11 protein-coding genes are annotated in these 12570 nt (G+C 68.2%); 6 read left to right on the plus strand and 5 right to left on the minus strand.

Features of this window, described 5'->3' with window-relative positions; all coding sequences use genetic code 11:
• Positions 1 to 106 precede the first annotated feature (106 nt).
• From ACWCP8_RS20710 to ACWCP8_RS20720, 3 genes are all read left to right on the plus strand, one after another.
• Positions 107 to 658 carry a hypothetical protein gene (locus ACWCP8_RS20710; RefSeq protein ID WP_451117345.1) on the plus strand — a complete coding sequence of 184 codons (552 nt, stop codon included), beginning with the start codon at positions 107 to 109 and terminating at the stop codon, positions 656 to 658.
• A gap of 1 nt (position 659) precedes the next feature.
• Positions 660 to 1211 carry a hypothetical protein gene (locus tag ACWCP8_RS20715; protein ID WP_451117347.1) on the plus strand — a complete coding sequence of 184 codons (552 nt, stop codon included), beginning with the start codon at positions 660 to 662 and terminating at the stop codon, positions 1209 to 1211.
• 507 nt (positions 1212 to 1718) lie between these two features.
• Positions 1719 to 2651, plus strand: coding sequence for a hypothetical protein (locus ACWCP8_RS20720; RefSeq protein ID WP_451117349.1), 933 nt, complete (start codon positions 1719 to 1721; stop codon positions 2649 to 2651).
• 113 nt (positions 2652 to 2764) lie between these two features.
• On the opposite strand, the gene ACWCP8_RS20725 is transcribed toward ACWCP8_RS20720, so the two are convergent.
• On the minus strand, positions 2765 to 3703 hold the full coding sequence (locus ACWCP8_RS20725) for an SDR family NAD(P)-dependent oxidoreductase (RefSeq protein ID WP_352269590.1): 939 nt from the start codon (positions 3701 to 3703) through the stop codon (positions 2765 to 2767).
• A gap of 174 nt (positions 3704 to 3877) precedes the next feature.
• Between ACWCP8_RS20725 and ACWCP8_RS20730 the strand changes: the two genes are divergently transcribed.
• Positions 3878 to 4759 (plus strand): helix-turn-helix domain-containing protein, encoded by an 882-nt coding sequence (locus ACWCP8_RS20730; RefSeq protein WP_352269589.1) that lies wholly within the window; start codon positions 3878 to 3880, stop codon positions 4757 to 4759.
• Between the two features lie 31 nt (positions 4760 to 4790).
• On the opposite strand, the gene ACWCP8_RS20735 is transcribed toward ACWCP8_RS20730, so the two are convergent.
• Positions 4791 to 6452 carry an ABC-F family ATP-binding cassette domain-containing protein gene (locus ACWCP8_RS20735; RefSeq protein ID WP_352269588.1) on the minus strand — a complete coding sequence of 554 codons (1662 nt, stop codon included), beginning with the start codon at positions 6450 to 6452 and terminating at the stop codon, positions 4791 to 4793.
• A 420-nt stretch (positions 6453 to 6872) separates the two neighbouring features.
• Complete coding sequence (locus tag ACWCP8_RS20740) at positions 6873 to 7820, minus strand: MerR family transcriptional regulator (RefSeq protein WP_451117352.1); 948 nt, start codon at positions 7818 to 7820, stop codon at positions 6873 to 6875.
• A gap of 137 nt (positions 7821 to 7957) precedes the next feature.
• Here ACWCP8_RS20740 and ACWCP8_RS20745 point away from each other — a divergent pair, with 137 nt between their 5' ends.
• Positions 7958 to 8497, plus strand: coding sequence for an SgcJ/EcaC family oxidoreductase (locus ACWCP8_RS20745; protein WP_451117354.1), 540 nt, complete (start codon positions 7958 to 7960; stop codon positions 8495 to 8497).
• A 293-nt stretch (positions 8498 to 8790) separates the two neighbouring features.
• A complete protein-coding gene (gene asnB, locus ACWCP8_RS20750) occupies positions 8791 to 10632 on the plus strand; it encodes an asparagine synthase (glutamine-hydrolyzing) (protein ID WP_451117356.1) in 1842 nt (613 codons plus the stop codon).
• Positions 10633 to 10896: 264 nt separating this feature from the next.
• On the opposite strand, the gene ACWCP8_RS20755 is transcribed toward asnB, so the two are convergent.
• Together ACWCP8_RS20755 and ACWCP8_RS20760 are read right to left on the minus strand one after the other, a co-directional pair.
• The gene (locus tag ACWCP8_RS20755; protein ID WP_451117358.1) at positions 10897 to 11412 is read right to left on the minus strand and encodes a DinB family protein; all 516 of its coding nucleotides are present in this window, start codon (positions 11410 to 11412) and stop codon (positions 10897 to 10899) included.
• A 42-nt stretch (positions 11413 to 11454) separates the two neighbouring features.
• Positions 11455 to 12228, minus strand: coding sequence for a DUF4389 domain-containing protein (locus ACWCP8_RS20760; RefSeq protein ID WP_451117360.1), 774 nt, complete (start codon positions 12226 to 12228; stop codon positions 11455 to 11457).
• Positions 12229 to 12570 lie beyond the last annotated feature (342 nt).

The raw sequence follows: 12570 nt of genomic DNA on the forward strand, positions 1-12570 counted from the left end.
CGCACTGTGAGCGACCTGACACCGAGTGGGATCCAATCACTCCATTGATCAGTCTGTTGGAGGTTCTCGGACACCGCCAGGCGTGCCGCACGAGGAAAGCCATCGCATGGAATACCGTGCCGGGCAGCCTCAAGAAGAGGTCGGCATCGACGGATGTGGACTCAGCTCGCTCGCCCGGACTTTCGCCCGCTGCACCCTTACCTCCAGCTACGAGTTCAACCACCGGGCCGGACCTGACGCAGATGCCCGGGTATCGAAACCGGGCGGCGGCGCCGCCCACAAGGGGACACCTCCAGTTCCGAGCACCGACCCGCCGCCGCCTGCGCTTGCCACCGCACCCGCCCATCGGTGCGGCGGCATGGGTGCCCACGCGGCTGCGGCAGTCGTAGCTCGACGTCGCCAGAGCGTCTTCGTGACGGTGCTCCGGAAAAGTGCGAAAGGCCGCAGCCGCAGTCAAGGGGGCCGGATGTGGGCGGCGATGACGGTTATTCAGGACGGTGCGGTGCGCGCCGGCGCCGTCCCGGAACCAGCGACATACTGCCAATTGAGTGACAAATTTCATATTTACGGCATGTCGGATATGACAGATAAACAGACAATCAGTACTTTCAATGACAGGTCGGCAGCCCAGCCGACGTCTCTGAGAAGAAAGAAGTGACATGACCACGCGTTCCGTCGCAGTGACCGCCGCTGTAGTTGGCGCCGCGGTTCTCGCTACAACTGGTATCACCTACGCAGCGGCCGCTGGATCCACGCAGGCCGCCCCGTCCGTCCAGGCTCCGGCCGCGGCTCCCTTCGGCGGTGACGGTGGCAACACTGGAAACGCTGGGGCCGGGAAGGGGAACGAGGGGAAGGGCAACGAGGGCTACGGCGGCGGCGGCGGCGGCGGCGGCGGCGGCTACGGCGGCGGCTACCACTACGAGGGAAGGATCCACTTCAACGAGCGGACGTACTCCGCCCAGCCGGACGGCTGCATCACTGTGGTCAGCGGCCTGGGCTCGCGGAGCTTCAACGTCCGCAACGACAGCCGCCATACCGTCGAGGTCTTCCGCGGGGCGACCTGCGACAACGGCTCCCCGGTCGCCACTGTCGGCCCCTGGAGCACCAGCAACGGTGTCTTCACCCGCCAGGTCCACGGGGGCGTGAAGGTTCGCAATGGCGTCGTGGGCAGCTTCCGAGTGGTCAGGGACCACTACGGCAACAAGTGGTAACAGCTCCACCCGCCCAACACGGAAACCCCGGCCCGTCGGAATCGGGCCGGGGTTTCCGGCATGGGGAACTCCTCGGCGGATGCCTCCTCCGGACGTCCACATGCACGTGCAATCCGCGCCCGGTCCCCCGTATACCCTCTATGCCATTTCAAGCGTCAACCGAGCGCCCCGCGTGTCGCGGATGGCGGACTCGAACCTGTCGAACCCGTACATGACGGCCCGCGTGCGAAGTAACCGCCGAACGCGTGACGGAATTCGCACGCGGCCCATCCGGGCACCCAGCGACCGGGCACGACCCGGTGGGGCAACCATCCCCGGCAGCTACCGCAGTCTGCGAGCGCCGGTCACGGATTCGGATGACGAGTGGCACGACCACTGACGAAGCAGCCGAAACAACCCGTACTACTCCACCCAGGTTATTAAACCGACTGTATGTGCGTTGGTGTCCAGAAGTACGAGCCGGGGATGTCACTGTTCACCCACCGCCCTCCGATCGTGAGAGGTGTCATGAAACTGCTGTCCAAGATTTTCAGAGGGTCGAAGAACCCGGCTGACGCAGCAATGTCGCAGCGGCTCGAGGAAAGCATCGAAAGTGCCGGCTACTGGGCAAACAGAATGCCGAGGGAAGCGGCTCGACTGGTGCAGAAAGTCCGTCTGTACACCTCCACCGCCGCAGCACTCAGCCTTATCACAGGGCTCCTGGCCTGGCCCGTCATCGGAGAGTCCTCGCACCTCACTGCGCAGGTGCTTATCTCGGTACTGTCGGGTCTCGCCGCGTTGGCGATCATCGCCCCCCATGCCATCGGCCTGAGCGATCGCGGGGACGAATCCATCAAGCTGTGCAGCACATATGGAGCGATGTACCGCGAACTTCTGGACACAAAGGAGCAGCTCGCCACCGGATCCTTGAAAGACCCATCCCAAGTAGCAGACATCATCTGCCAGTTCGAGCGCATTCAGGAGCGCAGGGATGCCCTGGCGCTTCCGGCCGGAGACGGACACACGGACAATGCGTATGCCTTGGAGCGGATCAAGGAAATCGGGCGACGTGGATGGAGTGTTCCGGGTGGATTGCGGGAGATCGCACGGCCGTTGTTGCCTTCGGTGAGAACGCGCCCGCAGGTCGCCCGGACAGCGACCGTCGATGACGAGGCCGTCATCGCCGCGCTCATTTACGTGTTGCAGAGCGGGGGCGCATCGCAGCAGGTGCCGCCGTACTCCGAGGCTCCGGCGTCCACCGTGCACCGCCCGCCGCTCCCGGTCCGGCCCCGGACCGAGGTCTGCGGGGAGAATTCACCGGGCGAAGTGGGACGAGCCACCCGACCAGCGTCCGCCGATCCTTCACCAATGCTCCTCGACGCGACCCATCTACGAGCCACAGAGACGGCGAAGCCACACATCCGAGCCCCGCATTCCGAGACAGGTCTCCCCACCCTCTGACTCCGGGACAGCGCGCACGGTCACGTCGCAGCCATCCGACGATGGTTGCGACGTGACCGTGCGTCGACCGGCCTCGGTGTCGACACGGTGGGGCAAGGAGAGCGATCCGGGTCTCAGTGCACGGCCGTGGCGCGTGCGACGAGTTCGGTCGAGGTGTCCCACAGCCGCTCCGCGTTGTCGGCGTCGAGCGCCCACGGGGCGACTCCGCCGCCGAACATGGCGGGCTTGGCACGCAGGACCGGGGCTTCGTTGCAGTCCTCGAAGTAGCGGCCACCGACACCCTCGACCAGGGGCGATGCGGCGAGCAGCACGGAGGTGGCGGCGCCCTGCGCGGGCGTCTTCTGCTTGTCGACGGGGGTCTGCAGGCCGCCGGTGTGCTTCTGCAGCCCGGTGGCGATCGCCCCGGGGTTGAGGGCGTTGGCGAGAATGCCCTCGTGCGACCACCGACGGTCGGCTTCCACCGCGAGCAGCACATCAGCGGTCTTGGACTGGGCGTAGGCCGCCCACCGGTCGTAGGGGCGGAAGCGGAAGTCCAGATCGTCGAAGATCACCGGCGAGAACAGGTGCGCGCTCGAGCTGACCGAGACGATCCGGGCGCCGGAAGCCGCGGCGAGTGCGTCGTGCAGCCCCCTGGTCAGGGCGAAGTGACCGAGGTAGTTCGTGGCGAACTGGAGTTCGTGCCCCTCCGGGGTCAGTTCCAGCTCGGGCAGTGCCATGATCCCGGCGTTGTTGATCAGGATGTGCAGCGGACCGCCCCAGGACGCGACAAAGGCGGCCACCGACCGCAGATCGCCGAGGTCGAGTGCACTGGCGCTCACCAGGGGGTTACCCGTCCGTTCGGCGATCTGTGCGGCGATGCGGTCACCGGCTTCGCGGCGCCGGACTCCGAGGACCACTTCGGCGCCCGCTGCGGCCAGGGTGCGCGCGGTCTCGACCCCGATACCGGATGTCGCGCCGGTGACCAACGCACGCCGACCTGTGAGGTCGATCCCGGCGATCACGTCGTCGGCGGTCGAGGAGAATCCGAAGGGCGTACGCAGAAGGTCGGTCATGGTGCGACGTGCTCATTTCTGTTCGCGCGGCGTTGTGTGCCGTAGCCGGACTCCGGGCGCCTGCGGCTGGTTCCTGTTCACACTAGGTTCGGCCCGCCAGACCGACCAGGCCCCGCTGTCCCTGGTACCGACAGGGACAGGATGCGGCGGCCGACGGGACCTACCCTGGGATTCATGGCAACAGCAAGCAAGCTGGGTGACTACTTGCGAGCCCGCCGCGAACAGGTGCACCCCGAGGATGTCGGGCTGCCCGCCGGAGACCGCCGACGGGTGCCCGGTCTGCGCCGGGAGGAGGTCGCCCTGCTCGCGGGCATCAGCGCCGAGTACTACCTGCGTCTGGAACAGGGCCGCGACCGGCACCCCTCCGACCAGGTCCTCGACAGCATCGCCGGCGCCCTGCGGCTCGAAACCGACGCCCGCGTCTACCTGCACGCGCTCGCCCGCTCGCCCCGGACTGCCACCCGTCGGCCCTCCCACCCTGAGAGGGTGAGCGCAAGCATCCAGAACCTGATCGACGGCTGGCCCACCACGCCCGCCCTCGTCCATGGCCGCTACATGACCACGCTGGCCGCGAACCCGATGGCCATCGCGCTCAACCCCCTCTTCGCACCGGGGATCAACTCACTGCGAGCCGCATTCCTCGAACCGGAAATGCGCGAGTTCTACCGGGACTGGGACAAGATGACCGCCAAGGCCGTCGCCTATTTGCGGTCGGTCAGCGCAGCCGCCGTCGACGACCCCAAGCTCGTCCAGCTGATCGGTGAACTCAGCCTGCACAGCGAGCGCTTCCGCACGCTCTGGGCCCGCCAGGACGTACGGCAGAAGACGAGCGGCGTCACCCGCCTGCTCCACCCTCAGGTCGGTCCTCTCGATCTCCACTACGAAAAACTCGCGCTTCCCGGCGCCCCCGGTCAGATGCTTATCGCCTACCACGCCGAGCCCGGCTCCCCCACGGGGGAACGGCTTCAGATGCTCGCGCACCTGGCCGCGCCCCCGCCGCCTGCGCGTACCGACACGGCCGCCGCCGACGAGGCCGCGCAGGCACCGGATCAGTGAGTCCCGGGCTCATCCGCCCCGCGGGGGGGGCTCAGTCGGCCTCCGGCGCTTCGAGCAGGTCGCGGACCTCTTCGGCGCTCGTCTCCTGGATTTCCTCACCGAGGAGCAGCCAGCGGGTGATGCCCGCCGATTCGAGGAAGGCCAGGTCGTGGCTGGCGATCAGGAGCGCGCCCCGGTAGGAGTCGAGCGCGCTCGTCAGCTGTCGCACGCTGGCCATGTCGAGGTTGTTGGTCGGCTCGTCCAGCATCAGCAACTGCGGGGCCGGTGCGGCGAGCATGGTCGCCGCGAGGGCGGCCCGGAAGCGTTCGCCGCCCGACAGGGTGCCCGCCGGCTGTTCGGCGCGTGCCCCCTTGAACAGGAACCGCGCGAGCTGGGAGCGGATGTGGTTGTCGGTGACGCCGGGAGCCAGGCGCGTCACGTTCGCTGCGACACTCAACTCCTCGTCCAGCACATCCAGGCGCTGCGGCAGGAACCGCAGCGGCACCCATGTCCTGGCCTCACCGGACAGCGGTGCAAGCTCCCCGGTGAGGGTGCGCAGCAGAGAGGTCTTCCCGGCTCCGTTGCGCCCGACCAACGCGATGCGTTCGGGCCCGTGCACCTGGAGATTGCCCTCGCGCAGCTTGCCGAACCGGAGGCGCAGGTCGTGCAGGCTCAGCACGGTGCGGCCGGCGGGCACGGCGGTATGGGGCAGGCTCACCCTGATCTCGGCGTCGTTGTGGATCGCGTCCGCTGCCTCCTCGCGCCGCTCGCGCGCCTCATGGAGCCGGTCCTCCTGCAGGCCGCGGAGCTTGTCCGCCGACTCCTGCGCGGACCGCTTGCGCTCACCGGCGACGATTCTCGGGGCCCGCCGCTCGGCATCCATCTTCTTGCTGTGCCGCTGGCGTCGCGCCGCCTTGATCCGGGCCTCCTCCAGTTCGCGCTTCTGCCGGCGTACATCCGCTTCGGCGACCCGCAGCATCCGGCCGGCCGCTTCCTGCTGAGTGGCCACCGCCTCCTCGTAGGCGGACCAGCCGCCCCCGTACCAACTCACCGAACCGGAGCGCAGTTCGGCGATGCGGTCCACCCGCTCCAGCAGCTCACGGTCGTGGCTGACGACGACCAGTGCACCGGAACGCCAGGAGTCGACGGCTTCGTAGAGCCGACGGCGTGCGAACAGGTCAAGGTTGTTGGTCGGCTCGTCGAGCAGGAGTACGTCGGGACGCTCCAGCAACAGCGCGGCCAGGCGCAGCAGAACGGTCTCCCCGCCGGACATCTGGCCTACGGTGCGGTCCAGTTCGACGTCGCCGAGCCCGAGTGAGCCGAGTGTTGCCAGGGCCCGCTCCTCGACGTCCCAGTCGTCGCCGATCGTCTCGAAATGCTCGACGCCGACGTCTCCGGACTCGATGGCGCGCAGCGCGACGCGCCGCCCGGCGATGCCCAGGGCCTGGTCGACGCGGAGCGTCGTGTCGAGGGTGATGTTCTGCGGCAAGTAGGCGAGGCTGCCGCCGATGGTCACCGACCCCTGTGAGGGGCGTAGTTGGCCGGTCAGCAGTCGCAGCAGCGTGGACTTGCCGGTGCCGTTGGCGCCCGCGAGGCCGGTGCGGCCCCGGCCGATGGTGAGGGAGAGCCCGTCGAAGACGGTCGTGCCGTCCGGCCACTGGAAGGACAGGGCGGAGCAGGTCACGGAGGTGCTGGGCGCACTGGGGTTGGTCATGATGATTCTCGCAGTCGCAAGCGCAGGGGCAGGGGGCTTCGTATGCGAGCACCACGCGGCGACCGAACCGGCAAGAAAAACGGGGGTGTGGTCCTCCGAAGGGTGAAGGACGGCTCATACACCGAGGTCGCATCCACGCGGGGTCACGGGCGGCAGGAAAGCCGGCAGCAGCGTGACGGGCGTACGGGCGATGCCGTACCGCGCGATGATCGCGAACCTCAGATGCGCAACGTCCACCTCTATCGGAGACAACAGGACTCAAAAACTGTACCTCAACCACTCACTCGGTGTCCGGCACCTCGTGTTCCGGCGGTTTCGGTCGTGCTGACCCGGGGCGGGTGCGGATCGACCCCGCGGACGGGCCGACCGCCGGTCCCGGGCTGCCGGCGGCCGCCCGGGACCGGTTCACCGGCGATGCGATCACGGCCCTGCGCGCCGTATCCGGGCGCGCAACGCCTGGATGGACCAGTCGAACACCGTGGTCAGACTCTGTGGGGCCGGCCAGCCGTTGATCACGGCGAGGAGCTGAAAGTACTGCTCCCTGCGCGGGTCGTTCACAGTCTCCAGCCGGGTCAGGAGCCGGCGCCTGAGATCGCTGTCATCCCCGTGACCGGAGACGCACGCGTAATGAGCTGTGAGCGCGGCGACGACAGGACCGGCCTCGGCCGAGGCGGGGGCGACGCCCGCTGCCAGGGCGGGGCCGACCTGGTCACGGACGACTGCGGCCAGGTCGCGGTGCACCACCGCGGTGTCGCCCTGGGCGCGCTCGGCCGCCTGGTCGTCCGCCATCCGCCGCACAGCGGCGCGGAAGTCCGGATCCTGGGACAGTTCGGCCAGCTCCACCCACGCCTCGACCTGCTCCGCCTCGGGGTCGTCCGGCAGCTCGGGTGTCATCGTGCGGATCACCGCCGTGAATGCGGGGTCGGTGTGCAGGTGGGCGAAGACGTCGTCGAGGAATTCGGCGATCAGGCCTTCGCGTTCCTTTTCGGAGAGCTTGGCGAGTCTGTGCATGAGTTCCATCTCCTCAGGGGTGGGCCCTCGCCTGGCCACTGCTGTCCACACCGCGCGCCGCAGGCGCAAGGTGCGGATCTGTACCGCCAGCGCTTCGGCGTGTGCCGCAGCGACCTCGGGCAGCGGCAGTTCGCGGTCCACGACCTTGCGGATCGTGGGCAGGTCCAACCCCAGAGCGCGAAGAGTCCGCACGAAGTCCAGGCGCGCAACGGCGTCGATGTCGTACAGGCGGTAGCCGGCCGGGCTGCGGTCTGTCGGCGCCACGATCCCGCGGTCGGAGTAGAACCGAATGGTCTTGACCGTCAGCCCGGTGCGCCGGGCCAGATCGCCGATCGAGTAGAGCGAGTCGCCGTCCATGCCCCCACCTTCCGGTCTCCCCCTGCTGGAGACTCAAGCTCGGCCTCCAGCATCGAACCACCTCTCGTCGGCGGGGCGGCTGATCGGCGAGCTGCCGCTGAGGCGGCGCCCCCCGGGGCAGGGCGCAACACACCACGATGGTCACGCCTGCCAAGGTCCTCGGCGGCGCGGACCGTGGCAGGATCGGCGCCATGAACGAGAGCCCCCATGAGGAGTCCGTGACGCCTGCGGTGCGGGACCTCTACGAAGAGTTGCTCCGCGCCTGGAACCACCGCGACGCTCACGCCTATGCGGCGCTGTTCGCCCCTGATGCCGCAATGATCGGGTTCGACGGAAGCCAGGTGCGCGGCTCGGAGGTGAAACGTCATCTCGCACCGATCTTCGCCGACCATCCGACCGCGGCATATGTGTGGAAGGTGCGTGAGGTGCGGCCGCTGGGCGGCAACGCGGCGATACTGCGCGCCATCGCGGGGATGGTGCCGCCGGGACAGTCCGAGCTGAATGCCGCGGTGAATGCGGTGCAGACCCTGGTTGCCGAGTACGGTTCCGGATCATGGCGCGTGGCCCTGTTCCAGAACACTCCGGCGGCATACCACCACCGTCCGGATCTTGTGGAGCAGCACACCGGCGAACTCCAGCAGGTGCTCCGGGCAGAGCACGGTCGGCATCAGGACTGATCAAGACTTCACCGGTGGCCGAACAGCCGTGTGCGGGCCTCGACCCGGTCGTACGCAATCCCTGCGCAGCGCAGATATACGGAACCGATTGATCAGCTCGCCGTGCGCCCGGGCGGGCCCGAACGGCGGGGCTCCCGGGGCCGTCGGAGCGTCGTCGCGTTGACGATTGCAACGGGAAGGCGCACGCTCGTTATATAAGTGCGAGATACATGTTGTTCGGTTGTCGCGAGAGATGCGCACGCGAAGATCCGCGGCGATGCCTCGCGAGGTCGAGCCATAGGCAGGAGGCATCTATGTGCGGCATCACCGGCTGGATCTCCTTCGACCGCGATCTGCGGTCCGACTCCGCCGTACTCGACGCGATGACCGCGACGATGGCGTGCCGGGGCCCCGACGACAGCGGCACGTTCTTCGACGGCCCGGCCGGCCTGGGGCACCGCAGGCTCGCCATCATCGACCTGCCGGGCGGCCGTCAGCCGATGACGGCCCGGACCCCGCAGGGCGACGTGGCGATGGTGTACTCCGGCGAGGCGTACAACTACCCCGAGCTCAGAGTCGAACTGGCCGGTCTCGGACACCGGTTCACCACCGACTCCGACACCGAGGTCGTGCTCCACGGCTACCTGGAGTGGGGGGACGCGGTGGCCGAGCGGCTCAACGGGATGTACGCCTTCGCCGTGTGGGACGCCCGTACGCAGAAACTGGTGATGATCCGCGATCGCATGGGCATCAAGCCCTTCTACTACGCCCCCACGGCGGACGGCGTGCTGTTCGGCTCCGAGCCGAAGGCGATCCTCGCCAACCCTCTCACCCGGCGCGCGGTCACCCTGGACGGCCTGCGTGAGCTGTTCGCCTTCGTGAAGACACCAGGGCACGCCGTATGGGACGGGATGCACGAGGTCGAGCCCGGCACGGTCGTCACCGTCGACCGCGACGGGCTGCACCGGCGCACCTACTGGACCCTGGAGACGCGGCCGCACACCGCCGACCAGACCACCTCGATCGCCACCGTGCGCGAGCTGCTCGACGACATCGTGCGCCGCCAGCTGGTCTCCGACGTGCCGCGCTGCACACTCCTGTCGGGCGGTCTGGATTCGTCCGCCATGACCGCCATCGCCGCCCGGCATCTCGCGGAACGCGGCGAGACGGTGCGCAGCTTCGCCGTGGACTTCGTGGGGCAGGCCGAAAACTTCGTCGCGGACGAGCTGCGTGCCACGCCCGACACCCCGTACGTGCACGACGTGGCCCGGGCGGCCGGCACCGAGCACCTCGATATCGTGCTGGACTCCCGGGCGCTCGCCGATCCCGACGTGCGGGCGCGAGTGATCCGGGCCCGTGACCTGCCGATGGGCTTCGGCGACATGGACGCGTCGTTGTACCTGCTGTTCAAGGCGATTCGCGAGCATTCCACGGTGGCCCTGTCCGGCGAGTCCGCCGACGAGGTGTTCGGCGGCTACCTCCAGTTCTTCGACGAAGAGGCCCGCGCCGCCGACACCTTCCCGTGGCTGGTGAAGTTCGCGGAGCACTTCGGGGACGACGCCGATGTCCTGCGCCCCGACCTGACGGACGCGCTCGACCTGCCCGGGTACATCCGCCACAGTTACGCGGCCGCCACAGCCGGGATCCGCCGCCTGGACGGCGAGTCCGACTTCGAGTACCGGATGCGGCGGATCTGCCATCTGCACCTGACCCGCTTCGTGCGGGTGCTCCTGGACCGCAAGGACCGGACGAGCATGGCCGTCGGCCTGGAGGTCCGAGTGCCGTACTGCGACCACCGGCTCGTCGAGTACGTGTACAACACGCCATGGTCGCTGAAGTCGTTCGACGGCCGGGAAAAGAGCCTGCTGCGGGAGGCCACCCGCGATGTGCTCCCCCAGTCGGTGTACGACCGGGTGAAGAGCCCGTATCCGTCCACGCAGGATCCGAAGTACGCGATCGCCCTGCAGGAGCAGGCCAAAGATCTGCTGGCCCGGCCCTCCCACCGGGTCTTCGAACTCGTGGACCGGGACCGGCTGAAGCGGGCCGCGCACCGTGAACTCCCGCAGATCACCCAGGCGTCGCGGCGTGGGCTGGAGCGCACCCTGGATCTGGCTCTCTGGCTCGATCTCTACGATCCCGAGCTGCTGCTGGACTGATGCGGCCGGCGAGATCCGAACGCTCCTGCCACCTCTCGCTGACCACGGTCGAGACGGGCCCGCCGAAGCGCGTTGACGATTCTTCGCGGGTCGACATACGTCTTCGGTAAGCGCTTTCTGTCTGCCGTCAGGAGACTCACGACATAAGCAGCCCACTGCGCATCACGCATGCCCAGGGAGACCGGATCACCATCACGGACACCAGGGCCGGCATCGACCTGCTCAGTCGTGTGCAGTGAGCGCGAGCAGCGACGGGGCTGCGGCTCAGTCCCCCGTCACTCCGTCGAGGCGTTCGCGCACCAGGTCGGCGTGGCCGATGTGACGCGCGTACTCCCCGATCATGTGGACATGCACCAGGCGCAGTGAGAAGACCTCGCCGTCATGTGTGAAGGTGTCGTCGAGCGACGCATCGACGATGACGGCGTCCGCGAGACGGCACTCCTCGACCAGGCGCGCATAGTCGTCGGCCGCACGGGCCGGTTCCAGGTCCTCGAAGTCCGCGTCCTTGCCCTGGGCCGGGTCGTACATCGGGTCCAGCGACTGTCCGGCGAATCGCTCCCGGAACCAGGTGCGTTCGACCTTCGCCATATGGCGGAGCAGCCCGAGAAGAGTGAGGTCGGACGGCGGAACGGTCCTTTCGGCGAGCTGTTCGCCGGTCAGGCCGGCGCACTTCTGCAGCAGCGTGCTGCGGAACCAGCCGAGATATCCCGTGAGCATCTCCCGCTCGCCGGCGACGAGGGAGCCGGGAGTGCGCTCGGTTTCAGGTGCGGTCCAAGTCATCGCACGATCATGCCTGTTGGCCGGAGGGTTGTGCCAGGCCTTTCACCAGCTGTCGGTGGTGTCCGATGTCCATGTGGTCGTCGCGGACGTGGTGATGTCGGTGGCCACGCCGATGATCAGAAACAGGGTCAGCAGGGCCTTCCCTGCACCGCTCATGACCAGCGGCCGGGTGGCAGAACGTGTCTGCTGCTCCGGTACGGAGAGGGCGTCGTCGCCGAAGAACCCCTTGGGGTAGGCCGGCGTGAGCATCATGAAGTAGGCGGAGAAGCGCATGCTGTAGCGGAGTGTGGCGGCCGAGGCCTCGAAGAGGGGACGGGGCATGCGCCCCAGGATGAGCGTGATCAGCCACCAGATGAAGGACAGTGCCCACCAGCCCGACGAGGCGAGGCCCTGGACAACGGCTGCCGGAATCATCAGGAACAGCCTGAAGAAGACGGCCAGCCGGTTGAGGTCCGTCGGCCGTAGCTCGATCTGGACCGGGTAGTCCGGTGGCGGGGTCAACGTGAACGGCGGATAGCGGTCGATCAGCAGCATCGCGCTCGCGCTGACCCGCATCCGGTAGCCGAGATATCCGGCGAGGAAGCGGAAGACCGGTTCGGGCAGCCGCGCCAGGACCAGGGCGGCGAACCAGCCCACGATGACGGTGAAGATTGCCGCGATGTGAAGGAAGAACAACACGATGAAGTGCGGGATCAGCAGGAGGAGTCGCACCAGGACGGTGAGCCGGCGTTGTCCCGTCGGCTCGACGAGGTCCAAAACGGGCAGCCATTCGCCAAGGTCCGCTCCCCTGGGGCCCGTCCACTGGGCGTCAGCCATGTCGCTCCTCCTCGGCGGGTGACGACGCGTACGCCATCGGCACACACGGCATCACCCCACGCTGGGCCCTCGGGAACCGGCCCGCAATCGGTCACGGGCCGATCGGGGCCTATGCATCCGGCCGACCGGGTGACGGCGGCGTCCGGCCCGGTGCGGACGAGGCCGTGTCGACCCATCAGGTCGCGGCGCGTTCGTCCCGGCCGCTGAAGTCGACGGACCGTGCGCCCAGCCGGTCGGACGGAGCTGTACGCGGCGGTCAGATCCGCCGGGAGGAGACACACGACGGCGGCGGGCGCCCTGCCGTAGCCGGGTCAATTCGGTTCCTGGTCCTCGGGTCGCCCG

The sequence above is a fragment of the Streptomyces sp. NPDC002206 genome, from assembly GCF_053593595.1.